This is a genomic window from Nocardioides sp. Kera G14, from assembly GCF_020715565.1.
Classification (GTDB): Bacteria; Actinomycetota; Actinomycetes; order Propionibacteriales; family Nocardioidaceae; genus Nocardioides.
Map to the genome: position 1 here is coordinate 2,810,910 of NZ_CP085839.1, position 25,707 is coordinate 2,836,616.

Consider the following 25,707-nt stretch of genomic DNA (forward strand, 5'->3'; position numbering starts at 1 on the left):
TCCCTTTAGCAGGCGGACGTGACGGTGGCGCTGGTCGGGGCACCGGGGTCGATACTGGGTGTGAAGTTGACGCGGGCATCGCCGGTCTGGCCGGGCCCTGTGGTCATTCGCCAACTCATGTCGACGGATTCACCCGGTTTGAGCTGGATCCAGGTGCGACGCACGGTGCGGCCATCGATGGTCAGCCTGTCCTGGCGGTAGTTCAAGCTGTTGATGTCAATGGTCGAGACTGTGCCGCCGACGGGCGCGACGAACATGATGTAGACCAGCTGGTCCCCCTTCGGGACGACGCCTGTCTGGTCGCCCAGCACGTAATCCGGCAGCGACGTCGCTGCGTCCGCGGGCGCGTTCGACGTGATCGTCATGGTGGCGCGCAAGCCCTGCACCCCTCCTCGGCAGTAGGTCGCGTTGACGGTGGACTTGTAACGCAAGTAGTAGGACATCTTGCTCAACGTGCCATCCGACAAATAGACACCGACCTGTGGCGTGGTCTTCGCCGCAGCCGTGAGCTCGCCGGCGATCGTCGTGCCGGCGATCTTGGCCTGCTCACTGTCGTGGAAGTCGTGGACCAGGATGCGACGTTCGTTCGTCGCCTTGGTCAGCGCGTTGAGCAGGGCCGAGCGGGTGGCCTTCCCGGTGGTCACCTCGTCGAAGATCGCCGCCGTCACCTTGCCGAAGAAGAGGTCCTGCGCGTCAGGGTCCTTCACCCGGGCGTAGACCTTGCTCAAGAGCTCGTCGACCACGTTGTCCTGAGTGAGCTGAATTCCGTCGACCGTCACCGGACCATAGGCCCCGAGGAGATACGAGAGCGTCACGGCGTCGATCGAGAGGACACCGTCGATGTCGCCTGGCACCTCCTGCTCCCAGCGGGCCTTCCACAGGTCGGCGCTACGCGGGAAGTCGGGCGTCAGATTCGCGTCGAGGAAGTAGCGGCCGAGGTTCTCACCGAAAAGAGCCGTCTCCTCGTCGCTGAGCGGCAACACCGGCTTCGGCGCCTGCCCGAAGGAAGCTCCTGACCGCTCGTTGATCATCAGGAGCTTGCCATTGTCGGCCTGGAGCTCCGCCACCGCGCCGGGCAGGCCGCCCGTCGCGCGGATCTCTGCGTTGTTCTGCATGACGAGCAGGTAGTTCCGCTTGCCCTCGCCGCCGAGCATGGCCGGCAGTACCGCCAGCGCCTTGTCGGCCGAGCTCATCGAGCCGGCCGCCGAGTCGATCTGGGACTGGAGGTCCCGGAACTTCAGTTTCACCGAGTCCACGAAGTGGCTGGCGTCCTCGGACTCCAGGTCCTTCTGCGCCTTGGCGAACGCCTTGTTGCTGGCCGCGACGGGGGCCTGCAGCGCCTTGACCTGGGTGAGGTCGATGCCACCGCTGCTCGGCAGCAGGGCGTCGAGACCGCCCACGTGATTGATCAGCTCGCCGAGGCCGCTCGAGGCGAGCTCGTCGGCGACGCGGCTCACCGTCTGGACACCGTGGGCGTCGTCGCCGTAGCCCGGCAGCTTGGTCACCAGCGACCACACCGGAGACTTCGTGCGGGAATGCGCCGTGGAGGCGTCGGCCGCGAAGTCGTTGAAGGCCTTGCGGGTGGCGGCGTCATCGCCGGCCAGAGCCGCAGCCTTCAACGCGCGGGCCTCATCAGCGGCCGAGCCGAGGCTTCTCGCCGTGCTCCAGGCCAGCCAGCCGGCGTACGCAGCCACCAGGACTGCGAGGACGATCAGGACGCCGATACTCCAACGCCATGGGTGTTGCACTCGCACAAGGACCCTCTTCCGTCATCCACAGGGACCCGCCGACCCTAGCAACGCGACGTCACCAACGGGGGGTCACTCATGTCACAGAAAGAATGGGCCCCCGGTCATGAGACCGGGGGCCCATTCCAGCGATGTGGGGAACGAGGCTCAGTGAGACTTGATGAAGCGGATGAGGTTGTTCTTGCGCTTCTTGGTGATCAGGCCGGCGGCACGGAGCGCCTTGACCTGAGCGATGAACTTGCGCTTCTTGGCCTTGCTGAGCTTGCCCGACTTGTTGCCGAGGTTCTTGATGTGGCCGATGGTGGGCTTCTTCGGCGGCGTCTGGATCGGCGACGGCGACGGCGGGCCGTAGGCCGCGTGCGCCTCGCCGGCACCGAGAGCCATACCGCCGGTGGTCAGGACTGCGGTGGCCGCAGCAGCGGCGACGAACTTCTTGATCATGGTTTTCTCCTCCTGTGCCCGATCCCCTACCCGAGCATCGCTGGTCGAGTCCTTATCAGATCAGAGATCGGCGCCGAATGCACATCGACGGGCGACATTCCCCCAGTCGGAAACCGGGACTTCACCGACCTGTCTAGACCGCCCGTTCGGGCTACGTGACTGGGGTCACTGGTCCCACGTGGTCACTCGGGCAAAGGAAGCGGGCCCCGGTCGAGACCGGGGCCCGTTTCACGCCTCTGCGAGGCAGTGCTCAGTGGGTCAGCACGTAGGTGATCAGGCGACGGTGGCGCGTGAACGTGATCTCGCCGGCGGCGTAGAGCGCGTCGATCTTGCGGATCAGGCGAGCCGACTGCTTGATGTTCAGCTTGCCGGGCCTGTTGGCGAGCCCCTTGATGTGCTTGATCGTCTTCTTCTTCGGCAGGCCATGGATCGGGCTCGGGGTGGGCGGGCCGTACGCAGCGTTCGCCTCGCCGACATTCAGGGCCACAGCGCCCGAGCCGAGGACGACCGCAGCCGCCGCAGTGGCGATGAACTTCTTGATCATGGAATCTCCTTCTTCGCCAACGGTCCCCATGTGGCGTGAGCTGTCGGGGCTCAATGACATCAGATTTCTTGGGACCTTAGTCCCTTGTCTAGACCAGTTGTTGAGGTGAGGTGGCCTGGCCGCGGCCCCGAGATGGGCCTACGCATGCCTAACCGTGGAGGGCGGAGCACGTTACGGCCGCGGCAAGAAATAAATGTGGCGCCCAGTCCCTCAGGGACTGGGCGCCACTCTGCGGCACGATTTCAGGCGAGGGCGATCTCGATCTCGGCGATCTCGCCGGTCTGGGCGACAACCTGACGGTCGGTCACCTCAGCCCGAGGAGCGAGGGTGCGCAGGGTCCACTGGCCGTCGCCGGCGAAGAACCGGAAGTGGCCGGTCGCGCTGGTCGGCACCTCGGCGGTGAACTCCCCCGTCTTGTCGAGCAGGCGGACGTAGGCGCCGCTCACCGGCTCACCGGAGCGCGTGACCTGGCCCTGGATGATGGCCTCCTTCGCGACGTCGACGCCGGCGAGGGAGAGACCACCCGTGGTGGCTCCGCACATGTCAGGCCTCCCCGGGCTCGTCGCCCAGGACCACCGGCACGCCGACGAGGCTGCCGTACTCGGTCCACGAGCCGTCGTAGTTCTTCACGTTCTCCTGGCCCAGGAGCTCCTTGAGCACGAACCAGGTGTGCGAGCTGCGCTCGCCGATGCGGCAGTAGGCGATCGTGTCCTTGCTCCAGTCGATGCCGGCCTCCTCGTAGAGGGCCTTCAGCTCGGCGTCGGACTTGAAGGTGCCGTCGTCGTTGGCCGCCTTGCTCCACGGCACGTTGACCGCGGTCGGGATGTGGCCGGCACGCTGCGCCTGCTCCTGTGGGAGGTGGGCCGGGGCCAGCAGGCGACCGGCGAACTCGTCGGGGCTCCGCACGTCGACGAGGTTCTCCTTGCCGATGGCGTTGACGGCCTCGTCGCGGAAGGCGCGGATCGACAGGTCCTGCTCCTGCGCGGTGTAGGTGGTGGCCGGGCGCTCGACGACCTCGTCGGTCAGCTCGCGGGAGTCGAGCTCCCACTTCTTGCGGCCGCCGTCGAGGAGCTTGACGTCCTGGTGGCCGTAGAGCTTGAAGTACCAGAAGGCGTAGGCGGCGAACCAGTTGTTGTTGCCGCCGTACAGCACGACGGTGTCGTCGTTGCTGACGCCCTTGCTGCTCAGGAGCGCCTCGAACTGCTGCTTGTTGACGAAGTCGCGACGGACCTGGTCCTGCAGCTCCGTCGACCAGTCGAGCTTGATCGCACCCTTGATGTGGCCCTTCTCGTAGGCCGTGGTGTCCTCGTCGACCTCGATGAGGACGACCTTGTCATTGGTGAGGTTCTCCTCCACCCACTGGGCGGAGACGAGCGAGTTCTCGCGAGTCATGTGTGTTCTCTTTCTTCTTTGAGAGATCTGTGATCAGTGGGCGGGGTTGAGGCGTTTTCCGAGGAGGTACAGCTCGCAACCCAGACAGAAGCCGAAGGCGGAGTTGAGGATCGCGGCGATGAGCGCGAAGGCGAGGGCGACGTAGGCCAGCGGCGCGAGGCCCGTGACGATGCCGATCAGGGCTGCTGCCCCGAAGACCAGACCCACGGTCTGCGCGAAGCGCGGCGGAGCCGGGTCCTCGAGGTGGTCCGGCTTCTGCAGGCGCGGCCGGACCGCGGTCCTGAAGACGTACGCCGTCGGCGTGTGCTGCACGCCGCGGACGGCGCCGATCGCGAAGAGCAGCGTCTGCAGCGCGGTGATGACCAGCGCGACCGGCTGAGCCGAGTCAAGCGTCACGAGAGCCGCGAGGACCAGGACGACCGTCACCGCGGCCGTGAACCGCGGCCCGCGAGGGTCGATTCCGGAAGTGGACATGGCTGTAACCGTAGGGCGGCGCGAGGGGGCCACCAAGGCCGCGTCCCAACATGTGGACGCAGATCCAGTATGTGAGATCAGGAGGGGTGGGGCAGTGCTGAAAGCACCTGCTCCTTGCGCGGAGCGCCGGCGGCGCGGGCGATCTCCTCACCGGCGCTGTTGAGGATCAGTGTGGTCGGCGTACGGACGATGCCGAGCTCGCGGACGAGAGCCAGCTCCGCCTCGGCGTCGATGTCGACGTGCACGACGCCCTCCTCCGTCGCGGCGACATCCTCGAGGATGCGGCGGGTCACGCGGCACGGGGCGCAGAAGGCGCTGGAGAACTGGATGAGCGTCGCGCGCTCACCCAGCTCGTGGCCGTGCCAGGCGGCCGGAGGAGCCGGCGTCGACGTACGGAAGCGCCCGTCGGTGCGAGCGCGATAGAGACCGAAAGCCACGGCAAAGAGAACGGCGCCCGCGGCAACCCACACACCGATCATGTGGGGTCAACGCGGGCGCCGACTCAGTGATTCCTGACGTGGAACCTCAGCTGCCCAGCAGGCTCGTGAGCAGCTGGGTCAGCACACCGAGCTGCGTGGTGTCGAGCTGTGAGGTGTCGAAGCTGCCGAAGAGAGCCGTCAGCTGCGACGGGTCGAGCAGGTCGGTCAGCGTGCTGAGCTGGCTCGGGTCGAGCAGTGCCGTCAGCTGGTCGGCGCTGAGCAGGTCGGCGACGCCGCTGAGCTGTGACGTGTCGAAGCTGCCGAAGAGAGCCGTGAGCTGCGACGGGTCGAGCAGATCGGTCAGCGTGCTGAGCTGGCTCGGGTCGAGCAGCTCCGCGAGCTGGCTCGCGTCGAACTGGCTGCCGAGCGAGCTGAGCGTCGACGGGTCGAGCAGGCTGGCGAGCGAGGCCAGCTGGGTCGGGTCCGTCAGGAGCGCGAGCAGGTCAGCGGGGCTCGAGGGCAGCGTGGTCGTGTCGCCGCCGGTGCTGCCACCGCCGGTGGTGGTGCTGGCGTGGCACCTCTTCGAGGCGTTGTAGGCGTCGCCGTAGGCCTTGGCCCACGCCGCGTTGCGCGCGTTCGCACGGCGCAACCTACGCTTCGCCTTCTTGAGGCGCTTCTTGTTGGCCTTGGTGTGGTGCTTCCTGTACTTCTTCTTGGCCTTCTTGACCTTCCTGGCCGCCTTCTCCTTGGCCGCCGTGGCCTTGGCGTAGTTGGAGCCGGCGGACTTGGCCGCGTTGTCCTGGGCCGTGCAGTTGGTCGCGGCCTGAGCCGAGCCGGTGGTGAACGTGCTGAGTGCGCCGATCGCGAGCAACAGCGCGACCATCACCCCCACGAACCGCTTGAGTGCGGTGGTCATTTTCTCTCCCTTCGGGCCCACCCTGGCGGTGCGCCTGTGACATGACCCACAACGTAACGCTGAACGAAAGGTCACGGAGTGAAACGGTTCTAGCCATGTGACCTCGGTGTTTCGGTAGAGTGGCCGCACGATCAACACACCGAGGCTCAGCGTTGCGTCTTGGTGCTCCTGAATGGCAACGGAGGTTTCGCCATGAGCACCCTGCTTCTGCTGACCAGCGCCCTGCAGCCCTCGGTCGAGGTCCTGCCCGGGCTTTCCCTGCTCGGTCACAACGTTCGCATCCTGCCCGCGGAGGGCTCGGCGCTCTTGGAGGCGCCTGACTCCGACCTGCTGCTGGTGGATGGCCGGTCCGACCTGGCTCACGCCCGGGACCTGTGCCGTCTCATCCGTACGACGGGCTCCGATGTTCCTGTCATCCTGGTCGTCACGGAGGGTGGCCTCGCGGTCGTCTCCCACGACTGGGGCATGGACGACGTCGTCCTGCACACCTGCGGTCCGGCCGAGCTCGAGGCTCGGATCAAGCTCTCGATCGGTCGCCTGGCGGCCCTGCGCGAGGCTGCCGACCCCGAGGCTCACGTCATCCGGTCGGGCGAGGTCGTCGTCGATGACGCGACGTACACCGCCAAGGTCGGCGGGCGTCCTTTGGATCTCACCTTCAAGGAGTTCGAGCTCCTGAAGTTCCTCGCCCAGCACCCGGGTCGCGTCTTCTCCCGCCAGCAGCTGCTGCAGGAGGTGTGGGGCTACGACTACTTCGGTGGCACTCGCACCGTCGACGTGCATGTACGTCGCCTGCGCGCCAAGCTCGGCCCCGAGAACGAGACGCTCATCGGCACCGTGCGCAACGTCGGCTACCGGTTCGTGCTTCCCACGAAGGGCTCTACCGCCTCGTCCGCCGAGGCCGACGCCCGTATCGTCTCCCCCCGGGTCGACGAGACCGTCTGAGTCTCCCTTGCTCCTGACTGACGTTTCGGCCGTCCTCGCCATCGCGGGGGCGGCCGAAGCTGTCGATGGGGTGGCACCGCTCGACGAGGCGTGGCTCTTGGCGCTGCGCAACCGGCCGGAGTCGATCTCGGCGGAGGTGCGTCCCGACGGGTTCGCCCTGCTCCTCGGGACGGAGGTGGCGGTGGTGGTACGCCCTACGGCGCGCGGGCGCGGGCTCGGGGGCTCGGTCACTGCAGCGCTCCTCCACGATCTGGCCCCCGGGCGGCTGACGGCGTGGATGCACGGTGACTCTCCCGCTGCACGTGCCCTGGCGGCACGGTTCGGGTTCGTGGCGGAGCGTGAGCTGTGGGTGATGCGGCGCCGCTCGGCGGGGGTGAATGGATCCGGCACCCCTGGGCTCCCGGATCATTCCCCCGGCGTCGAGATCCGGGGGTTTCGGGCCGGGGACGAGGAGCAGATCGTGCGGGTCAATGCCGCAGCGTTCTCCTGGCACCCCGAACAGGGCTCGATGGACCTGGCCAACCTCAAGGAACGGATGAGCGAGCCGTGGTTCGAGCCGGAGGGACTCATCGAGGCGTGGGAGGGCGAGACGCTCCTGGGCTTCCACTGGACCAAGCGGCACAATGATCGCCTCGGCGAGGTGTACGTCGTCGCGGTCGATCCCGCCGCTCAGGGCCGGGGGCTCGGGCGCCTGTTGACGGTCGCCGGCCTGGAGCACATGCGGGAGCTCGACGAGGTGCATCTCTATGTGGAGTCGGACAACGTCGCCGCCGCACGGCTCTATGAATCGCTCGGCTTCACCCACTCCCCGGTGGATACGCACGTGCAATTCGTGCGCCCATAGACTCGGGGGGTGGCTTTCGAACTCCCCGACAACCTGCACCCCGACTGTGGCCCCGTGGCGTGGCTGCTCGGCACCTGGCGCGGCAACGGGCACGGGGACTACCCGACGATCGACGCGTTCGAGTACGGGCAGGAGCTGATCTTCACCCACGACGGTCGGCCGTTCTTCCACTACATGAGCCGCGCGTGGGTGATCGATCCGGAGACCAAGGAGAAGGTCCGCGACGGCGCTATCGAGACCGGCTTCCTGCGGTGCAAGCCGGGCCCGGAGACCGGGTCGGCCGCGCTGGAGTTCGTGCTGACGCACAACACCGGCATCATCGAGATCTGGTACGGCCTCGCCGCCGACGGCAAGATCGAGATGCACACCGCCGGCGTCGCCCACACGGAGACGGCCAAGGAGGTCACCTCCGGCAAGCGGATCTACGGCAACGTCGAGGGCGACCTGCTCTACGCCTATGACATGGAGGCGGTCGGGCAGCCGCTGCAGCCGCACCTCTGGGCACGGTTGAAGCGGGCCTGACATGGGCGACTGGCGCGAGGAGCTGCGCGCGCGGGGGTACCGACTCACCCCGCAGCGCGAGCTGATCCTCGGCGCCGTCGAGCGGCTCGGACATGCGACGCCGGACGAGATCTTCGCGTGTGTCTCCGCGGAGTCGTCGGCGATCAACATCTCCACCGTCTATCGGACCCTCGAGGTGCTCGAATCATTGGGGCTGGTGCGGCACCTGCATCTGTCCGATCGCGCGCCGACGTACCACTCCGTCACCACCGGCCCCGTCCACTTCCACCTCTCCTGCCGGAATTGCCAGCAGGTGATCTCCGTTGACGAGGAGAGGGCCGCCGAATTCGTCGGCTCGCTGCGCGAGGGGTTCGGCTTCGAGGCGGACGTCGCGCACCTGACGATCTTCGGCATCCACACGCCGACGTGTCCCGAGGAGTCAACGCATGAGCACGCCCACCACCACTAGCCCGCTGCTCTCGCTGCCGGGCGCGGTCGCCGGCTCCGGCATCGATGCTGCGGTGCCGGCGCACTACGGGTCGTTCAACGCCGAGCAGCGGCGGCTTGTCTCGGGCGAGGGCTTTGTCGACCTCTCCCACCGCGACGTGCTGCGGGTGTCGGGTCCGGACCGGCTGACGTGGCTGCACTCGCTGACCTCCCAGGCTTTCGAAGGTCTTGCTCCGGGGGTCTGGACCTCCGCCTTGATCCTGTCGCCGCAGGGGCACGTCGAGCACTTCTTCTCCGGCGTCGACGACGGCACGTCTTTCCTTGCATGGACGGAGCCCGGCCGCGGCGCTGTTCTTGTCGCCTTCCTCGACCGCATGAAGTTCTGGTCCGACGTGACGGTCACGCTCGAGCCCGCGACCGCCGTGGTGTGGCGCCCGGCCGGCACCATGTTCGTCCCCCGCTCCGAGCTGCCCTCCATGCCCGCCGCCCTCGGTGACCCCGCGGGCACGTGGGCGTACGACGCCCTCCGCATCGAGCGCGGAGAACCGCGCTTCGGCGTGGACACGGACGAGCGCACCATCCCGAACGAGGTCGGCTGGCTGCCCGGCGGACCGGTGTCGGCGGTGCACCTCGACAAGGGCTGTTACCGCGGGCAGGAGACGGTCGCGCGGGTCCACACCCTCGGCCGCCCGCCGCGGCGACTGACGCTGCTGCATCTCGACGGTTCGGAGAACCGGTTGCCTGCTGAGGGGTCGCCGATCTATCTCGCAACGGACGTGCACACTGGTGGGTCGGCTGCTGCGGACGAGGCGGCTGGCGCGTCGGATGCCGTCGTGGACTCGGCGGCGGGTGCGCCTGCCGCGCGGCCGGTCGGTTTCGTCGGCTCGTCGGCACGGCACCACGAACTCGGCCCGATCGCGCTCGGCCTGGTCAAGCGGAACGTCGATGTCTCGGCTCTGCTCTCGGTCGACGGGATGCCGGTCTCGCAGGAGATCCTCGTCGACCCGGAGGTCGGGCTGCACGTGCGGCCATTGCGCTAGGCGCCACCGCGGCCGAGTGCTCAGGCACTGCGCTGGTTGGCGCGAGAGAAGATCCCGTCCGCTACCGAAGGGTCGAGCACGACGGCCTCGTGGCCTGACCCCAGCGCGAGCCGCACCTTGTCGAACGCGAGGGTCCACGCTCCGGGGCTCTTCAGGGCGAACGAGCAGCGAATCTCTCCTCGCACCCTCTCGGTTGAGATGGCCGTGGCGTTGGCGCAGACCGCCGGGAAGCCTGACACCGTGGCGATGAAGGGATAGATGCCCTTCCTCCTGACCTTTGCGTGCACAACGATCCGAGGAATCTGACCCAAGCGCCACCCACTGCCGACCGTCGCCACCTGGTCGGCCCAGTCGTCTGCGATGTTGAGCGCGCGCTGTGGATTCACCCGGACGACGATCACGCCCTCCGGCATGGCCCTACGGGCGTCGGCTGACGTCCAGGTCTTGCGCATCTCCAGCTCCGCGACCGCCTCCGAGGCGAAGAGCCGAGCCTGTCCGACCCTGGTCTCGGGACCGGCCAGGCCGGAGATGAGCGCCTCTCGCGCACGCCCCGGTCCCATGCCGTGGGCGCTCACGAGACGGCGGACTGCTTCGGTCTGAGTGATGAGCATGGCCGGACCGTAGGCCGATGTGGGCTCCTCCGCGAGGGGCGTGTCGCGTTGCTGTGGATAACCCGGGCGCGTGCCCGGCAAGGGCCCGGGACCGCAGTCGCGCGTGCCCGGCAAGGGCCCGGGACCGCAGTCGCGCGTGCCCCGCAGGGGCCGGGTCAGGCAGCGGGGCGGTCCGGGGCGCGCGAGCCGGGAGAGGGCGCAGCCGCCGCAGGGGCCCGGGCCCGGGGGTCGCGCATGCCCGGCAGCAGGGGGCGAGCCCGGATCGCGCGAGCCCGGAGGGGCGGCGGCCAGCACGGGATCCGGCTGCCCGGACTTCCCCGGCAGTCCGGTGCAGGGTGGCCGTGGCGACTGCTGCATTGGTCGCAACCGCTACCCACTCGGCGCGCAGTGGGTGAAGAGCGTCACCGATGCGTCAGTCGGGCGCCAAGTAGGCCCGGTCGGGCGGTCGGAGTGGCTCGGCCGGGAGTCCGCAGTGGGTCACGGTTTCGACCGATGCGTCAGTCCATTTCGGCGCCTCCGAGGCGGCCGCGAGGCAGGGTCTGCGCGGATAGACTCGGCGCGCTATGTCTGACTCCTTCCCCTCGCGTGATCGCCGCTGGTTCCGACGCAGCGCCGACAGTGCCGACGACAACCGCCCTGCGGCACCCGAGAGCACCGAGAAGGATGCCCGCGACGATGCCGTCAGCGGCGCAAACGCCCAGTCCCCGTCGTCTCAGCACAGGCCCGTCGCGCCCACGGGCCCCGCGGAGCCTGCCGCCCCGGCCGGCCCTGCCGCGCCCACCGGACCTGCCGAGCCCGCCGAGCCCGCCGGTCCTGCTGAGCCTGCCAACGCCCCGATTCCCACAGCACCGACCGACCCATCCGGAAACGCTCCGCAGCCTCCGGCCAACCGCGACCGCGGAATGCCCGAGCGAAGGGAACGAACCGAGCAATCCTCGGCCGACGCCGCTCACCAACTCCGTGCCCTCGCCGAAGAAGCAGCCGCCATGCAGGCAGCCGAGCGGATCGCGGCCGAGGAGACTGCGACGAAGGCACACCAAGCTGCAACGGAGGCGCACGGGCGCGCCGTACAGCATGCGGACGCTGCCACCCAGGCCCACGCGTCGCGTACCCAGGCCGAAGAGGCACTCGCGGTCGTGCTGCGGCGCCACGCGGACACCCAATCTGCGGTGGAGAACGCCGAGCGGGCGCGGAGTGAGGCGGAGCAGCGGGCGGCGCAGCAGTACGTGGCGGCGGCGGATGCGAGTCGGCGCCACCAGGAGGCGGTCGAGTCGGCCCAAGCGCGAGAGGCCAAGCTGCGGAGGAGCTTGGCCGAGCTGACCGAGGCGCGGGTAGCGGCCGAGGAGTCGGCCCGCAGCATGGCCGACACGATCCGAGCGGCGCACGAGGCCCGGAACGAGGCGGAGGCACAGGCCGTCGAGCACGCCGCGGCCGCGGCAGCCGCCTACGCCGCCCGGGCGGAGGCCGAGCAGCTGGCGCACGAGGCTACGACCGAGGCATTCACGCGCGTCCAGACGGCGGCCGCCGAGGCGGAGCATGCGCACCGCGCCCGCGTCAGGGCCGAGCAGTCGGCGGCGGCCGCACACGACGAAGGAGCCGAGCGGCTGCAGAGCGCGCTCGACCAGACCGACTCGCGGTTGGCGGCCGTCGGCGAGGAGACCGAGCGCCGGTTGGCGGCGGCGGCAGCGCAGGCCGAGGCGGCTACGAAAGCACGGATCGCTGCCGAGGAGGCCATCGCCCAGGCGCGGCGCATGGCCGAGCAGCAGATCGCGTTGGCCCATGCCGAGACCGAGCGTCAGCTGGCCGAGATCCGGAGCCAGTCCGAGCAGCGGGCGGCAGCCATTCGGGAGGAGTCCGAGCAGGCCGCGGCGACGCTGCGGGCCGAGGCGATGGGTGACACCCAGCAGCTGCACGACCAGACCCGTGCCCTCCTCGAGCAGGCGCAGACCGAGACCGCAGCGCTCCACGAGAGTCAGCGTTCGAGTCTCGCGGCCGCTCAAGAGAACCACCGCAACAGCCTCGAGCAGCTCTCCGCCGAGGCCGCTGGGATTCACGAGTCGCACCGCCAGTCCCTCGATGATGCCCACGACGCGCACCACGCGTCGCTCAAGGCACTCGCCGACCAGACGGCTGCGACGCACGAGGAGCTCCGAGCGGAGCTCACGGCCGCGCAGGCGGCGTACCTCGGAGAGCTGACCGAGCGGACCGAGGCGACCGTCGCCCTGCACGAGGAGCAGCTCACCAAGCTCGCCGACGCCGGCGACGCCCACCAGGCGTGGCTGCAGGCTCTGGCCGAGGAGACCGAGCAGACGCACGTCGAATTGCGCGGGGAGACCGCCGAGACGCTCGCCCGTCTGGCCGGGGACACGGCGGCCCGTCACGCGGAGCTTCGGGAGGAGACCGCGGAGCAGCACGCACAGCTCCAAGCGACGACCGACGCGCACCACGAGGCGCTGCGCGCCCAGATCGCCCGCGAGCACGACACCCTGCGCGAGGAGACCGCTCGCCAGCACCACGACCTGCGGGCCGAGATCGCCGAGCACCACCAAGGGCTCATGGCCGAGACGACCGGCCTGCACGAGAGCGTTCGCGAACAGATCGAGCAGCAGCAGCGCGCCCTCCTCGACGAGACGACCACGCAGCACGAGTCCGTCCGCAACGAGATCACCGAGCACCAAGCCGCGATGGAGCGCGCCTTCGCCGAGCACCACCAGGGATTGAGCGCCGAGACAACAGAGCAGCACGAGACCGTCCGCGACGAGATTGCCCAGCACCACGCCAGGGTCATGGGCGAGACCACGGCCCTCCACGACACGATGCGCCGCGAGACGGCCGAACAGCACGACACGCTCCGTCGTGCAACCGCCGAACAGCACGACCGCGTCCGCGGCGAGACGCGAGAGCAGCACGACACCTTCCGCACCGAAGCCGCCGACCTCCACACCGCCCGCCTCACCGAGACCGCAGAGCTCCACGACCGTCTCCGCGAGGAGACGACCCAGCAGCACGAGCAGGTCCGTACCGAGGCGGCCGAGAAGATCGCAGAGGCGCGCGAGATCGCGGAGGCCGCGGCGGCGGCAAGCGTCCAGGCGCACAGCGAGGCGGACCGGAAGTTCGCCGAGTTCGTCGAAACGCGGACCGAGTTGGAGAAGACCGCGACGCTCAACCTCGAGACCGCGATCGCCGCCCACGAGTTGCGCCTCAAGGCCGAGGAGGCGGCCCGCGCGAGGGCCGAGGAGTTGAGCGAGGCGCACGGGGCGCGGACGGCGCTCGAGGAGACCTACAACGCGTTCGTCGCGGAGGCCGAGGAGCGCATCCGTCTCCGCACTGAAGAGGCGGCGACCGCCCATCAGGCCCGCGCAGCGGCAGAGCAGGAGGCCCGCTCGCAGAGCGAGGCCGCGGCTGAGGCGTACGCCAAGCGGGTCGAAGCCGAGGACGCCGCCTCGCGCGCCACGGCCGAGCGCGAGCAGATCGCGGCGCGTGCGCACGCCGACCGCGAGGAGGCCCTGGCCACCGCCGCGGCAGCTCGGGTCGAGGCGGACGAGCTCGTCACGCAGCACGCCTCCGCCCGCGCCGAGGCGGAGAACCAGACGGCACAGGCCCTGGCCGCCGTACATGCCGCGCACCAGGCGCGCCTCGCCGCCGAGGAGGCGGGCGCGGTGACGGCCAAGGACGCCGACGCCGCCCACCACGCGCGGCTCGAGGCGGAGACGGCCGGCGCCCAGCACGCCCAGGCGGCGGTCCAGGCGCACGCCGATCGCGAAGCGGCCGAGCGGGTGGCCTACGAGCGGGCCGAGCAGGTCCGGCTCGCGCAGGACGCCCGCATCCTGGCCGAGCAGGCCGCGGCTGAGGCGGTCACCCACCGCACCGCGGCCGAGTCGACGGCCGCCGAGGCGCTTCTCGCCCGCCAGGAGGCCGAGGAGGCTGCCCGTAAGCAGGCCAACGCGGCCCACGCCGCGCACGAGCTCCGCGCCCGGGCCGAGGCGATGGCGCGTACGGCGGCCGCAGCTGCCAAGAGCGCGCACGCGTTGCGCGAGGAGGCCGAACAGACCGTCCAGAAGCACTCGGCCCTCACCCAGCACGCGCAGGAGGAGACCCGGGCGGCGCTGGCCCGCGTGGACGAGGCAGCTGCGAGCGCGGCCGCCGCACACGCGTCTGCCGAGGAGGCTCACCGGGCGCGCGAGGCGGCCCTCGCCGATGCCCGCGCCGCGAGCGGCAAGGTCATGGAGGCCCTCACTGCACGACTCGAGGCCGAGGAGGCCGCGATGATCGCGCAGGCCTCCCGCGAGGCGGCCGAGCAGGCCGCGAAGTCGCGGGTCGAGGAGTCCATGGCCGCGGTGGTCGCGCGTGAGCAGGCCGAGGCCCGGACCGCGGCTGCGCTCGCCCAGGTCGAACAGGCCGCGGCGGAGGCGGCCGAGGCTCACCGGCTGCGGGTCGAGGCCGAGGACAAGGCCGCCCAGGTCGCCATCGACCGGCAGGCGATCGAGTCCTCGATCCGGCACAACACCGAGCTCGTCGAGACCGCCCTGGCCGAGCGGGTCGCCGCCGAGCAGAAGGCAGCGGCGCTCGCAACCGAGCTCGTCGCCCTGCGCGGGGCTGTCGTGGACGCGCTCAAGGACCGTGGTTCGAAGCGCTCCCTCTCCGCCCTCCAGGAGGCGGTCGACCGCCCGTCCGCGTTGACGACGCCTGCGGTGACCGAGTCGGTGGAGGCGTTCGACCACACCGGCTCCATCCCGGTCGTCTCGGCGTTCGCGGCGCCGGTCGTCGACTCTCCCCCACCGGGCGTCGGCTCCGCGCAGGACCGGTGGATCAAGTCGCAGTGGGACCGGACCGCGTCGGAGTTCGGCCGCGGGACCTCTGCCGGAGCGGGCGCCGGGGCTGGGGCGGGGACCGGGGCCGGCGCCGGGACCGAGGAGAGGGCCGAGACGTCGAGCGCGCCCGTTGAGAGTCGTGCGATCGGCGAGCTGAGCGTCTCCGAGGACGGTCTCCTGACACTGCCCGACGGCAAGACGTTCGACCTCTACGACCGGGCAACCAGCGTGAAGATGCAGGGCCGCCCGGGCCAAAGGAAATGGAAGGTCGAGCTCTCCGACGGCCGCGGCCAGGCCACCGTGGATGCCCGGGTGACCGATGCCGAGGAGTTCACCCGCGAGCTCAGTCGCTGGCGCACCGACCTCTGACCGCCGCGCGGCTCTGGCAGTGCGGGCGGTGCCGGCAGTGCGTCCGGGACGAGATCACCCGGCTGCGAGCCAGCGACCGGGTCGGGTCGTCCCGGACGACTCAGGCGAGCGCGCTCTTCAGCGCCGCGGCAAGATCCGCCACGGCGGCGCGTGAGGAGCGCAGCACGATCGTGTTGAAGAACCCATGGATCTGGTCGCTGTAGCGCCACGACTCGACCGCGACACCGGCGTCGGCGAGCTTGCGCGCATAGGCCTCACCCTCGTCGCGGAGCGGGTCGAAGCCGGCCGTCGCGATGAACGCGGGGGCGGTGTCGGCCGGGATGTCGGCGTACAGAGGGGCGAGCCGTGGGTCGGCGGGGTCGTGGCCGGCGGCCGGGTCGACGTAGTTGCGCGACGCAAGGTCCATGAACGTCCCGGTGAGGTAGAAGCCCTCCGCGAACGCCTTGCGCGACGCGGTGGTCGCGTCGGTCCGCTCCGTGACGGGGTAGATCAGCAACTGGAAGGCGCAGTCCTTGCCCACTGCCAGCGCGACACCGGCCGCGAGGTTGCCGCCCGCGGAGTCGCCGGAGACACCGATCCGGGTCGGGTCCGCACCCAAGGCCGAGGCGTGGCTCACCGCCCAGCGAAAGGCGGCGACGGCATCGTCGTACGCCGCAGGGAAGGGATCCTCCGGAGCGAGCCGGTAGTCGACGGAGAGGACACGGACCCCCGACTGCTCGCAGAGGAAGCGCACCGCGGCGTCGTGGGAGTCGAGGTCGCCGTAGATGAAGCCGCCGCCGTGGAAGAAGACCAGCAGCGGTCCCGGCTGGGTCTCATCGACGAACGTGGGCGTGTAGAGCCGGCCCTTGCCGCCGTCGGTCTCGACCGTCTGGACCTTTCCGATCCGCTGCTCGCCGCCGGCGAGGAGCGACTGTCGCAGCAGCGCGACGCGACCCTTCTCGATCGGCAGCGACTCGACCGCGGGGCCGGCGACCTTCGCCAGCTTGAGCATCATCTGTACGTCGGGCGCCAGTGTCTGCCCGTCGACGACGATCGGACGCCCGACCAGTCGACGGAGCACCGGATCGGGCAGCCCGACGGAGGTGGTGAACGTGACCCGCTCTGCGGTGGAGAGCGTGCCGCCAACGACTGAACCGGCCACTTCGCCGGGCTTGGAGAGGAGGTTCACCCCACTAACCTAGCCTTATGACGCTGGAGGTACCGGAGACCGAGGCTGGGCAGAACGAGGTCGGCTCGTACGACGTGGAGCCGCCGTACGTCCCCGACCACGAGGCCCTCGCGGCGGTCGAAGGATTCGAGGACCGCTTCCTCGACCGCGAGCTCTCGTGGCTGAAGTTCAACCAGCGGGTGCTCGAGCTGGCCGAGGACGAGCGCGTGCCGCTGCTGGAGCGGGTGCGCTTCCTGGCGATCTTCACGTCCAACCTCGACGAGTTCTTCATGGTCCGCGTCGCCGGCCTGAAGCGCCGGATCGCCGCCGGCCTCGCCGTGCGTGCTGCGAGCGGCCTGATGCCGCGCGAGGTCCTCGAGCAGATCTGGTCGACCACGCGTGTCCTCTCCGAGCGGCACTCGGCCGCCTTCACCGACAAGCTCATGCCGGCGCTGTGGAAGGAGGGCATCGAGCTCGTCCGCTGGGCCGACCTGTCCGAGGCCGAGCAGAAGCACTGCAAGAAGCTCTTCAAGGAGCGGATTTTCCCGGTGCTGACTCCGCTGGCAGTCGATCCTGCGCACCCCTTCCCCTACATCTCCGGCCTCTCGCTCAACCTCGCGGTGCTGCTGCGCGACCCGAAGAGCGAGAAGGAGCACTTCGCGCGCGTGAAGGTGCCCTCGAACTTCACACGGTTCGTGCCGCTGGGCAACGAGCGCTTCGTGCCACTCGAGGACGTCATCGGCGAGCACCTCAAGCGGCTCTTCCCCGGGATGGAGATCCTCGAGGTGCACACCTTCCGCGTGACCCGCAACGAGGACCTCGAGGTCGAGGAGGACGACGCCGAGAGTCTCTTGGCCGCGCTGGAGAAGGAGCTCCTCCGCCGTCGGTTCGGTCCTCCCGTGAGGCTCGAGGTCGAGGCCACGATCTCTGACGACGTACTCTCCCTGCTGGTCTCCGAGCTCGGCATCTCCGAGGCCGAGGTCTTCCGCCTGCCGGGCCCGCTGGACCTGCGCGGCGTCCACGCCATCGCCGACATCGACCGTGGCGAGCTGAAATTCCCCGGGTTCGTGCCGACGACCCACCACCGCTTGGCTGACGTGGAGTCGGCGGCGCCGGTCGACGTGTTCAAGGCCTCCCGACGGCGCGACATCTTCCTGCACCACCCCTACGACTCCTTCGCGACGTCGGTACAGCGCTTCATCGAGCAGGCCGCCGCCGACCCGCACGTGCTGGCGATCAAGCAGACCCTCTACCGGACGTCGGGTGACTCACCGATCATCGATGCCCTCATCGACGCGGCCGAGGCGGGCAAGCAGGTGCTCGTGCTGGTCGAGATCAAGGCGCGTTTCGACGAGCAGGCCAACATCCGCTGGGCGCGCAAGCTCGAGCAGGCCGGCTGCCATGTGGTCTACGGGCTGGTCGGCCTCAAGACGCACTGCAAGCTCGCGATGGTCGTCCGGGACGAGGGCACCTATGGGGGCGGGATCCGGCGCTACACCCACATCGGGACCGGCAACTACAACCCGAAGACGTCCCGCCTCTACGAGGACTTCGGCCTGATCACGACCAACGAGGCGATCGGCGAGGATGTCGCGCACCTCTTCAACAACCTCTCGGGCTGGTCGCGACAGGCGAAGTACGGCCAGCTGTTGGTGGCGCCCGATTCCGTGCGCTCCGGCCTGATCGAGCAGATCCACGCCGAGATCGCCCACCACCGCGCCGGCCGGCCCGCGCGGATCCGGCTCAAGGCCAACTCGGTCGTCGACGAGGCCGTGATCGACTCCCTGTATCTCGCGTCCCAAGAAGGCGTGCCCGTGCAACTGCTGGTGCGCGGCATCTGCGCCCTGCGGCCCGGTGTGCCGGGGTTGTCGGAGAACATCGAGGTCCGCTCGATCCTCGGCCGCTTCCTGGAGCACTCGCGGGTCTTCACCTTCGAGAACGGTGGCGAGCAGGTCGCCTGGATCGGTTCGGCCGACATGATGCACCGTAACCTCGACCGCCGCGTCGAGGTGCTCGTGAAGATCCCGCTGGAGGATCATGTCCGGGCGCTCAGCGACCTCCTCGACGAGGCCTTCGCACCGACGACCAAGGCGTGGGTGCTCGATTCGAGGGGTGAGTGGACGCTCAACGACGGCACGATCGACCTGCAGGAGGAGCTCGTCGAGCGTCAGCGCCGCAAGCGCTGACCCTCTGCCTTTCCCGGTTGTGAGTGGCTGGCCACGCTCTGGCGTGGCCAGCCACTCACAACCCGGTCAGGCAGCGCGAGGAAGACCGAGCTTGATCAGATCGCGCGCGATCCGGTCAGGATCATCGCGCAGTTCGCGCGCAGTACAGCGGATGATGATTCGGCCGGGCTCGCTCAGAGCACGTTGACGAGCCAGATCGTCCTCCCAGGACTCGACGTCCAGGTGGAAGAGGCCGTCGACCTCGAGGATCAGGATCTGCCCGCTCGGCAGCCGCCACTCGCAGTCCGTGAAGCGGGTGCGGCCCTCGCTGTCCTTGCGCTTGACCTGGCCCTTCGGTGGCGGGAAGCCGAAGCGCTTGCAGAGCCGGCGGATGTCGATTTCGGCGAGCGACTGCGCACCGCCAGCCATCTCGGACAGGGCCACGTGGAGAAGCTTGGATCGCTTCAGCGGCTTGAGCAGCCGGACCCACCTGACGAGGTCGTCGGGCGTGGTCAGTTGCTGCTGGATCACGGCCGCGAGGACGCCCTGAGCGGTGCGTTCGGAACGGTCAGCAGCTCCGAAGAGGAGGACCGCGGGTTCAATGAGCATGCGTGGCACGCCCTCGGCCGGACTGCGCATCGTCTCGATCGCCCGGCGTGAGCGCACGTATCTCACACCAGCGACCTGAGGCGGCACCTCGGCCTTGTAGGGGACGACCACCGTGATCTCATCACGGTCCCAGCGCTGGAGTCCTGCAACCGCAGCTGCCGTGAGTCCTCCGAGCATCGCTCCGTCGCCGCCGTTCAGGACGCCGAGCCATCTCCGCTGCTCGAGCGTCAGCTGCCCCGTGGATGTGCACAGCACCGTGGAGGACAGCTTCTGCCACCGGTCACTCCTGATGCGGTTGGCTATGGCAGACCAGGTGAGACCCGCCGCACGGGCTTGAGCGAAAGTGATGACACCTGCCTGACCGGTGGCGGTCATCCGCCATCTCTCCGCTCTCGCCGACGCCAGACTCATGTCCCACAGGGTGCCCCACAGCCAGAGTTCGCGTCGGGACTCATCCACAGCCCCCTCAGCCCGCCGGGTTGTGAGTGGCTGGCCATGCCAGGGCGTGGCCAGCCACTCACAACCCGGTCAGAGCAGGTCAGAGCAGGATGAAGTGGAGGATCTCGTACATCAGGGCGGCGACGAGACCGGCGGCGGGGAAGGTCGAGACCCAGGCGAAGACGATGTTGCCGGCGACCGACCAGCGCACGGCGTTGAGCCGCTTGCTCGCGCCGGCACCCATGATCGCCGAGGTGATCGTGTGGGTGGTCGAGATCGGGGCGTGCCACGCGAAGGCGGTCGTGTAGAGCACCGCGGCACCGACGGCCTCGGCGGAGAAGCCGCGGGCCGGGTCGAGGGCGATGATGCGGCGACCGAGAGTGCGCATGATCCGCCAGCCGCCGGAGTAGGTGCCGAGCGAGATCGCGCTCGCCGCGCCGATGATCACCCACAGCGGCAACCCGTCGGACTCGGAGGCGTGACCCGAGGCGACGAGGGCCAGGAAGATCACGCCCATCGTCTTCTGGGCGTCCTGCAGCCCGTGGCCGAGGGCCAGCGCCGCGGCGGAGACGGTCTGCATCATCCGGAACCCGCGCAGCACGCGGACCGCCGGCCGGCCGCGGAAGAGCCACATGATCGCGAGCATGACGAGGAAGGCGGCGCAGAAGCCGACGATCGGCGAGGCGACCATCGGGATGATGACCTTGTCGACGATGGTCTTCCAGTGCACCGACGCGACGTCCGGGCCGGCGACGAGAGCTGCGCCGACCAGTCCCCCGATGAGGGCGTGCGAGGAGGAGGACGGCAGCCCGAAGTACCAGGTGATGAGGTTCCATACGATCGCGCCGAGCAGGGCCGCGAGGATGATCACGAGCGCATGTCGCGCGTCCGCGGCGGAGAGCGAGAGCGTGTCCGAGACGGTGTGCGCGACCTCCTGGCCGAGCAGCGCGCCGACGAAGTTCATCACCGCGGCGAGGATGAGTGCCACGCGAGGGGTCAGCGCCCGGGTCGACACCGAGGTGGCGATGGCGTTGGCGGCGTCGTGGAAGCCGTTGGTGTAGTCGAAGGCGAGCGCAACGACGACGACCGCGATGACGATCGCGAGAGTCAACTCAGGATTCCTTGAGTGCGATCTGCTCGATCGTGTTGGCGACCCGCTCGAAGCCGTCGATCGCCGACTCGAGCTTCTCCACGATGTCCTTGAGCTTCAGCACCTCGACGGCCTTGAAGTCACCGGAGAAGATCTGGGACAGGATCCGGCGGTGGTTCTTGTCGCCGGTGTTCTCGAGGCGGTTGATCTCGATCCAGTACTCCTCGAGCGACTTCATCGACTGCAGTTTCGGCATCGCCGCTGCGGTCAGCTCCGCACACCGCTGGAGTACGGCGACCTGGTCTCCGAGCTCGGCCGGCAGGACCTTCACGCCGTAGACGAGGATCATGTCGACGACCTCGTCCATCTCGTCCATGACGTCGTCGAGACCGCCGCCGAGCGCGTAGATGTCCTCGCGGTCGAACGGTGTCACGAAGACCGAGTTGACCCGTTTGACGATCGCGTGGGTCGTCTCATCGGCCGCATGCTCGGCCTCCCGCATGCGGCGCGCGACGTCCTCGCGGTCAGCGGTCTCGCTGAGCATCTCGGCCAGCAGTGCCACTCCCACCAGAAGGTGGTTGGCCGACTCGGTGAAGAGGTCGTAGAACGAGGTGTCGACCGGGCGGATTCGGAATCGCACCCGGCAAACACTAGGGGAAGGTCCCCGATTATCCGAAGCGGCCGGAGATGTACTGCTCCGTCGCCTCGTTGTCCGGGTTGGTGAACATCTTCTTGGTCGGGTTGAACTCGACCAGGTGCCCCGGCTCGCCGGTCGCCTTGAGGTTGAAGAACCCGGTGTCGTCACTCACCCGCGCAGCCTGCTGCATGTTGTGCGTGACGATCGCGATCGTGTACTCGGACTTCAGTTCGTGGATCAGGTCCTCCACCGCAGCCGTCGAGATCGGGTCGAGCGCGGAGCACGGCTCGTCCATCAGGAGCACCTCGGGCTCGACGGCGATCGCGCGGGCGATGCACAGCCGCTGCTGCTGACCACCGGAGAGGCCCATGCCCGGTTTGTTGAGCCGGTCCTTGACCTCGTTCCACAGGTTCGCGCCCCGCAGCGACTTCTCCACGATGGCGTCGGCGTCGGCCTTCGAGAGCCGCTTGGAGTTGAGCCGGTTGCCTGCGAGCACGTTCTCGTAGATCGACATCGTCGGAAACGGATTGGGCCGCTGGAAGACCATGCCGATCATCCGGCGCACCGCGACCGGGTCCACGGCGTCGTCGTACAGATCCTGGCCACCGACGGTGATCTTGCCCTGGACGTGGGCGCCCGGGATCACCTCGTGCATCCGGTTGAGGGTGCGCAGGAAGGTCGACTTGCCACAGCCGGACGGGCCGATGAAGGCCGTCACCGACTTGGCCTTGATCGTCATGTTGACGCCCTCGACGGCCTTGAAGTCGCCGTAGTAGATGTTGACGTCGGAGACGTCGATGCTCTTGGCCATGGAATAGGAGTCCTTCTCTGACGCTTCGTCAGCGCTTGGTTTTCGGAGCGAAGATCGATGAGATGATGCGGGCCACGAGGTTGAGCAGCATCACGATGACGATGAGGATCAGGGCCGCGGACCAGGCGTTCTGGTAGCCCTGCGGGGTAGCCGTCGAGTACTGGGTCATGATGAAGACCGGCAGGGTCATCATGCGGCCGTCGAAGAGGTTCCAGTTGACCTGCTCGAGTGTGCCGACCGCCACCAGGAGCGGCGCGGTCTCGCCGATGACACGCGAGATCGCGAGCACGATGCCGGTCACGATGCCGGCGAACGCCGTGGGGATGACGACCTTGGTGATCGTCCGCCACTTCGGCACACCGAGGGCGTACGACGCCTCCCGCAGGTCCGCCGGGACGAGCCGCATCATCTCCTCGGCCGAGCGGACGACCGTCGGGATCATGAGCAGCGACAGCGCGATCGAGCCCATCAGGCCCATCCGCGTGCCGACACCGAAGACCAGCGAGAAGAGCGCCAGCGCGAAGAGACCGGCGACGATCGACGGGATGCCCGTCATGACGTCGACGAGGAACGTGATGATCCGGCCGATCCGGTTCCTGCCGGCGTACTCGGTCAGGTAGATGGCGGTGAAGAGACCGATCGGCACCGAGATCACGATCGCGCCGAGCGTGACCATGAGCGAGCCGATCAGGGCGTGATAGAGACCGCCGCCCACCTCGAGCTTGCCCGTCTCGGGGTTGAGCCGCTGCACCATGTCGTGCGTCAGCAGGTCGGTGTTGACGCCGGGGACGCCGTTCTTGATCACCGTGTAGAGCAACCAGATCAGCGGCACCAGGGCGACCAGGAAGGCCGCCCAGATGACGGCGGTGACGAAGCGGTCCATGGCGGCGCGGCGGTTCTCGACGATGCCTGCCCACAGCGGGATCACGACCAGCGTGATCAGGCCGCCGATGAGGACGAAGGGCACCGGGCCCCAGCCGAGGAGCAGCGCCAGCAGGCCGGCCACCGCGAAGGAGGCGATCAGCGCGAGCCAGATGGCGTACGCCGGCAGCCGGGCGCCGCCCAGCGTGGCGGTCGGGGAGAGCTGCGAGGTCGTCATCGGGCATCCCTCCGCGAGGCGATGAAGCGGGCGGAGAAGTTCACGAGGAAGGTGAAGAGGAAGAGCACGAGACCGGTGGCGAGCAGCACGGTCTGGATGCGGTTGTCCTCGGCCTTGTAGTTCGCCGCGATGTTGGAGGCGATCGTCGCCGGGTTGGTCGAGGAGATGAGGTTGAGCGTCACGATCGGCGTCGCCGACAGGACCATCGCCACGGCCATCGTCTCGCCGAGTGCGCGGCCCAGGCCCAGCATCACGGCGGCGATCATGCCGGAGCGGGCGTTTGGGAAGACCGCGAGCCGGATCGTCTCCCAACGGGTCGCGCCGAGCGCGAGCGCCGCCTCCTCGTTGAGGCGCGGCGTCTGCAGGAAGACCTCACGGCTGATCGCGGTGATGATCGGGATGCACATGATCGCCAGCACGATGCCGGCGACGAGGATGGTGCGGCCCGTCGACGAGGCCGGGCCCTTGAAGAACGGCAGCCAGCCGGCGTGGTCGTCGAGCCAGCGCTGCACGGGCTGTGAGGAGACCGCGAGCGAGCGGGCTCCCCACAGGCCGAAGACGACCGACGGCACGGCGGCCAGCAGGTCGATGATGTAGGCGACAGGAGTCGCGATCCGCTTCGGCGCGTAGTGCGTGATGAAGAGCGCCAGGGCGAAGGAGAACGGCACCGCGATCACCAGCGCGATCAGCGCCGCGAGCGTGGTGCCGAACAGGAGCCGGCCGACGTACCCCCACGCGTTCGTGGAGGACGGACCATAGACCTCGGAATCGGCCGCGAAGCCGGGAAGACCCTTGATGGCAAGGAAGATGAAGACCGCTGCCAGGGTGACGAGGATGGTCAGGCCGGAGGCAAGGGCGACACGGGAGAAGACCCGGTCGCCCTTGCCGTAGGACCCGCCAGCCGTCAGCTCGGTGGAGTCAACGGTTGGCGCGGTGGTCACTTCGCAGCGATCTTCTCGAGGATCGCGTTGGCCTTGTCAGCCACGTCCGACGGGAGCGGAGCCGAGAGGGCGTTGGCCGCAGCCGCCTTCTGACCCGTCTCGGAGACGACGAACTCGCCGAAGCCCTTGACGATGTCGGCGGTGGCCTTGTCGTCGTACGTCGGGCAGGCGATCAGGTAGGACACCAGGAAGACCGGGTAGACCGACGCGTCGGTGCCGTCACGCTTGATGTCGTAGACGAGCTGCGAGTCGGCGCCGTCGACGACGGTCGACGCGGCGAGACCGGCGGCAGCCCCGTCGGCCGACGGGGCGACGAAGGAGTCGCCGACCTTGACCGAGACCTTGCCGAGCTTGGTGGAGGCCACGGCGGAGTCGTCGGCGTAGCCGATGGTGCCCTCGCCGTCCTGGATGGCGCCGACGACACCGGAGGTGCCCTCAGCGGCCTCACCGGTCTGGACGGGCCAGTCGCTGCTGTGCTCGGTCTTCCAGGCACCGCCCGACGCCTTGAACAGGTAGTCGGTGAAGTTGTCGGTGGTGCCCGAGGAGTCGCTGCGGTGCACCGGCGAGATGGCGGTGGCCGGAAGCTTGGCGTCAGGGTTCAGCGCGGTGATCGCCGGGTCGTTCCACGTCTTGATCTGGCCGGCGAAGATCTTCGCGATCGTCGAGGCGTCGAGGTTGAGCGTGGAGATGCCCGTGAGGTTGAACGCGATGTCGATCGGGGACACGAAGACCGGGACCTCGATCGGGTCCGAGCCGCCGCACGCGGCGGTGGCCTTGGACATGTCCTCGTCCGGGATCGCGGAGTCGGAACCGGCGAACTTGTAGGCGCCGGAGTAGAAGTTGTCGCGACCCGTGCCGGAACCGACCGGGTCGTACGTGATCGTCACGTCGGGGTTGTCGGCACCGAAGCCGGCACGCCAGGCCTCCTGGGCCTTCTCCTGCGCGGACGAGCCACCAGCGGCGACCGTGCCCGAGAGGCCCGACGAGCCGGAACCCGAGTCACCGGCGGAATCGCCGTCGGAGGAGCCGCAGGCGGCGAGGCTGGCAACGGCCGCGAGGGCGGCGACGCCGGGGATGAGCACCCGGCGGAGGGAAGTGGTGGTCACTTCGGGACTCCTAGATCTTTCGAGGTTGTCGCGGCTGACCGTAGGTAGCCGAGATGACCTCACGGAAGGCCAAGGTGAACGGGAGGTGTACCGGGCATGCCGTCTCAGTAACGGCGAGCGGGAGGCGCGGCGAAGCTCACGTGAACAAGGCAGCCGGGACCTTGA

The 25,707-nt window shown here is 68.9% G+C and carries 24 protein-coding genes; 7 read left to right on the top strand and 17 right to left on the bottom strand.

What is annotated here, in order from left to right; translation table 11 throughout:
• Window positions 1-5: 5 nt before the first annotated feature.
• The 8 genes from LH076_RS13785 to LH076_RS13820 all read right to left on the bottom strand — a co-directional run bounded on the left by LH076_RS13785 (window position 6) and on the right by LH076_RS13820 (window position 5,934).
• Window positions 6-1,754: a DUF4012 domain-containing protein gene (locus LH076_RS13785; RefSeq protein WP_227781324.1), complete on the bottom strand. Its 1,749-nt coding sequence runs from the start codon at window positions 1,752-1,754 to the stop codon at window positions 6-8.
• A 141-nt stretch (window positions 1,755-1,895) separates the two neighbouring features.
• Entirely contained in the window at window positions 1,896-2,189 is a 294-nt protein-coding gene (locus tag LH076_RS13790; RefSeq protein WP_227781325.1) for a hypothetical protein, read from the bottom strand.
• Between the two features lie 250 nt (window positions 2,190-2,439).
• Window positions 2,440-2,733: a hypothetical protein gene (locus LH076_RS13795; RefSeq protein ID WP_227781326.1), complete on the bottom strand. Its 294-nt coding sequence runs from the start codon at window positions 2,731-2,733 to the stop codon at window positions 2,440-2,442.
• A gap of 242 nt (window positions 2,734-2,975) precedes the next feature.
• Window positions 2,976-3,275 (bottom strand): DUF1416 domain-containing protein, encoded by a 300-nt coding sequence (locus tag LH076_RS13800; RefSeq protein ID WP_227781328.1) that lies wholly within the window; start codon window positions 3,273-3,275, stop codon window positions 2,976-2,978.
• 1 nt (window position 3,276) lies between these two features.
• Window positions 3,277-4,125: a sulfurtransferase gene (locus LH076_RS13805; RefSeq protein WP_227781329.1), complete on the bottom strand. Its 849-nt coding sequence runs from the start codon at window positions 4,123-4,125 to the stop codon at window positions 3,277-3,279.
• A gap of 33 nt (window positions 4,126-4,158) precedes the next feature.
• Window positions 4,159-4,599 carry a DUF4395 domain-containing protein gene (locus LH076_RS13810; RefSeq protein ID WP_227781330.1) on the bottom strand — a complete coding sequence of 147 codons (441 nt, stop codon included), beginning with the start codon at window positions 4,597-4,599 and terminating at the stop codon, window positions 4,159-4,161.
• A gap of 77 nt (window positions 4,600-4,676) precedes the next feature.
• Window positions 4,677-5,036: a thioredoxin family protein gene (locus LH076_RS13815; RefSeq protein WP_227781331.1), complete on the bottom strand. Its 360-nt coding sequence runs from the start codon at window positions 5,034-5,036 to the stop codon at window positions 4,677-4,679.
• Window positions 5,037-5,124: 88 nt separating this feature from the next.
• Entirely contained in the window at window positions 5,125-5,934 is an 810-nt protein-coding gene (locus LH076_RS13820; protein ID WP_227781332.1) for a hypothetical protein, read from the bottom strand.
• A 192-nt stretch (window positions 5,935-6,126) separates the two neighbouring features.
• Between LH076_RS13820 and LH076_RS13825 the strand changes: the two genes are divergently transcribed.
• The 5 genes from LH076_RS13825 to LH076_RS13845 are packed head-to-tail and all read left to right on the top strand — an operon-like array spanning window position 6,127 to window position 9,708.
• Window positions 6,127-6,876: a response regulator transcription factor gene (locus tag LH076_RS13825; protein ID WP_227781333.1), complete on the top strand. Its 750-nt coding sequence runs from the start codon at window positions 6,127-6,129 to the stop codon at window positions 6,874-6,876.
• Between the two features lie 7 nt (window positions 6,877-6,883).
• Window positions 6,884-7,720 (top strand): mycothiol synthase, encoded by an 837-nt coding sequence (mshD, locus tag LH076_RS13830; RefSeq protein ID WP_227781334.1) that lies wholly within the window; start codon window positions 6,884-6,886, stop codon window positions 7,718-7,720.
• A 9-nt stretch (window positions 7,721-7,729) separates the two neighbouring features.
• Complete coding sequence (locus tag LH076_RS13835) at window positions 7,730-8,242, top strand: FABP family protein (protein ID WP_227781335.1); 513 nt, start codon at window positions 7,730-7,732, stop codon at window positions 8,240-8,242.
• Window position 8,243: 1 nt separating this feature from the next.
• Window positions 8,244-8,690: a Fur family transcriptional regulator gene (locus LH076_RS13840; protein WP_227781337.1), complete on the top strand. Its 447-nt coding sequence runs from the start codon at window positions 8,244-8,246 to the stop codon at window positions 8,688-8,690.
• Entirely contained in the window at window positions 8,668-9,708 is a 1,041-nt protein-coding gene (locus tag LH076_RS13845; RefSeq protein ID WP_227781338.1) for a YgfZ/GcvT domain-containing protein, read from the top strand. The genes LH076_RS13840 and LH076_RS13845 overlap by 23 nt, the downstream gene beginning before the upstream one ends.
• 20 nt (window positions 9,709-9,728) lie before the next feature.
• On the opposite strand, the gene LH076_RS13850 is transcribed toward LH076_RS13845, so the two are convergent.
• Entirely contained in the window at window positions 9,729-10,319 is a 591-nt protein-coding gene (locus LH076_RS13850; protein WP_227781339.1) for a hypothetical protein, read from the bottom strand.
• A gap of 986 nt (window positions 10,320-11,305) precedes the next feature.
• Here LH076_RS13850 and LH076_RS13855 point away from each other — a divergent pair.
• Window positions 11,306-15,499 (top strand): hypothetical protein, encoded by a 4,194-nt coding sequence (locus LH076_RS13855; RefSeq protein ID WP_227781340.1) that lies wholly within the window; start codon window positions 11,306-11,308, stop codon window positions 15,497-15,499.
• A gap of 100 nt (window positions 15,500-15,599) precedes the next feature.
• Here LH076_RS13855 and LH076_RS13860 read toward each other — a convergent pair whose 3' ends face one another.
• Window positions 15,600-16,667, bottom strand: a complete 1,068-nt coding sequence (locus LH076_RS13860; RefSeq protein WP_227781341.1) for an alpha/beta hydrolase — start codon at window positions 16,665-16,667, stop codon at window positions 15,600-15,602.
• A 17-nt stretch (window positions 16,668-16,684) separates the two neighbouring features.
• Between LH076_RS13860 and LH076_RS13865 the strand changes: the two genes are divergently transcribed.
• Complete coding sequence (locus LH076_RS13865; protein WP_227781342.1) at window positions 16,685-18,832, top strand: RNA degradosome polyphosphate kinase; 2,148 nt, start codon at window positions 16,685-16,687, stop codon at window positions 18,830-18,832.
• A gap of 66 nt (window positions 18,833-18,898) precedes the next feature.
• Here LH076_RS13865 and LH076_RS13870 read toward each other — a convergent pair whose 3' ends face one another.
• From LH076_RS13870 to pstS, 7 genes are all read right to left on the bottom strand, one after another.
• Window positions 18,899-19,795, bottom strand: a complete 897-nt coding sequence (locus LH076_RS13870; RefSeq protein ID WP_227781343.1) for an endonuclease domain-containing protein — start codon at window positions 19,793-19,795, stop codon at window positions 18,899-18,901.
• Window positions 19,796-19,958: 163 nt separating this feature from the next.
• Window positions 19,959-20,969 (bottom strand): inorganic phosphate transporter, encoded by a 1,011-nt coding sequence (locus LH076_RS13875; protein ID WP_227781344.1) that lies wholly within the window; start codon window positions 20,967-20,969, stop codon window positions 19,959-19,961.
• A 1-nt stretch (window position 20,970) separates the two neighbouring features.
• Window positions 20,971-21,588, bottom strand: coding sequence for a DUF47 domain-containing protein (locus LH076_RS13880; RefSeq protein ID WP_227781345.1), 618 nt, complete (start codon window positions 21,586-21,588; stop codon window positions 20,971-20,973).
• 28 nt (window positions 21,589-21,616) lie between these two features.
• Window positions 21,617-22,396, bottom strand: coding sequence for a phosphate ABC transporter ATP-binding protein PstB (gene pstB, locus LH076_RS13885; protein WP_227781346.1), 780 nt, complete (start codon window positions 22,394-22,396; stop codon window positions 21,617-21,619).
• Between the two features lie 28 nt (window positions 22,397-22,424).
• Window positions 22,425-23,495: a phosphate ABC transporter permease PstA gene (pstA, locus tag LH076_RS13890; protein ID WP_227781347.1), complete on the bottom strand. Its 1,071-nt coding sequence runs from the start codon at window positions 23,493-23,495 to the stop codon at window positions 22,425-22,427.
• Window positions 23,492-24,436 carry a phosphate ABC transporter permease subunit PstC gene (gene pstC, locus LH076_RS13895; protein ID WP_227781348.1) on the bottom strand — a complete coding sequence of 315 codons (945 nt, stop codon included), beginning with the start codon at window positions 24,434-24,436 and terminating at the stop codon, window positions 23,492-23,494. Before pstC ends, pstA begins: the two co-directional genes overlap by 4 nt.
• The gene (gene pstS / locus LH076_RS13900) at window positions 24,433-25,542 is read right to left on the bottom strand and encodes a phosphate ABC transporter substrate-binding protein PstS (protein WP_227781349.1); all 1,110 of its coding nucleotides are present in this window, start codon (window positions 25,540-25,542) and stop codon (window positions 24,433-24,435) included. Before pstS ends, pstC begins: the two co-directional genes overlap by 4 nt.
• Window positions 25,543-25,707 lie beyond the last annotated feature (165 nt).

Excerpts from the sequence above, each read along its gene's own strand:
- LH076_RS13790 (WP_227781325.1), bottom strand. The coding sequence starts at position 2,189 with ATGATCAAGAAGTTCGTCGCCGCTGCTGCGGCCACCGCAGTCCTGACC.
- LH076_RS13795 (WP_227781326.1), bottom strand. The coding sequence starts at position 2,733 with ATGATCAAGAAGTTCATCGCCACTGCGGCGGCTGCGGTCGTCCTCGGC.
- LH076_RS13800 (WP_227781328.1), bottom strand. The coding sequence starts at position 3,275 with ATGTGCGGAGCCACCACGGGTGGTCTCTCCCTCGCCGGCGTCGACGTC.
- LH076_RS13805 (WP_227781329.1), bottom strand. The coding sequence starts at position 4,125 with ATGACTCGCGAGAACTCGCTCGTCTCCGCCCAGTGGGTGGAGGAGAAC.
- LH076_RS13810 (WP_227781330.1), bottom strand. The coding sequence starts at position 4,599 with ATGTCCACTTCCGGAATCGACCCTCGCGGGCCGCGGTTCACGGCCGCG.
- LH076_RS13820 (WP_227781332.1), bottom strand. The coding sequence starts at position 5,934 with ATGACCACCGCACTCAAGCGGTTCGTGGGGGTGATGGTCGCGCTGTTG.
- LH076_RS13825 (WP_227781333.1), top strand. The coding sequence starts at position 6,127 with ATGAGCACCCTGCTTCTGCTGACCAGCGCCCTGCAGCCCTCGGTCGAG.
- LH076_RS13840 (WP_227781337.1), top strand. The coding sequence starts at position 8,244 with ATGGGCGACTGGCGCGAGGAGCTGCGCGCGCGGGGGTACCGACTCACC.
- LH076_RS13845 (WP_227781338.1), top strand. The coding sequence starts at position 8,668 with ATGAGCACGCCCACCACCACTAGCCCGCTGCTCTCGCTGCCGGGCGCG.
- LH076_RS13850 (WP_227781339.1), bottom strand. The coding sequence starts at position 10,319 with ATGCTCATCACTCAGACCGAAGCAGTCCGCCGTCTCGTGAGCGCCCAC.
- LH076_RS13855 (WP_227781340.1), top strand. The coding sequence starts at position 11,306 with ATGCAGGCAGCCGAGCGGATCGCGGCCGAGGAGACTGCGACGAAGGCA.
- LH076_RS13865 (WP_227781342.1), top strand. The coding sequence starts at position 16,685 with ATGACGCTGGAGGTACCGGAGACCGAGGCTGGGCAGAACGAGGTCGGC.
- LH076_RS13870 (WP_227781343.1), bottom strand. The coding sequence starts at position 19,795 with ATGACCGCCACCGGTCAGGCAGGTGTCATCACTTTCGCTCAAGCCCGT.
- pstB (WP_227781346.1), bottom strand. The coding sequence starts at position 22,396 with ATGGCCAAGAGCATCGACGTCTCCGACGTCAACATCTACTACGGCGAC.
- pstA (WP_227781347.1), bottom strand. The coding sequence starts at position 23,495 with ATGACGACCTCGCAGCTCTCCCCGACCGCCACGCTGGGCGGCGCCCGG.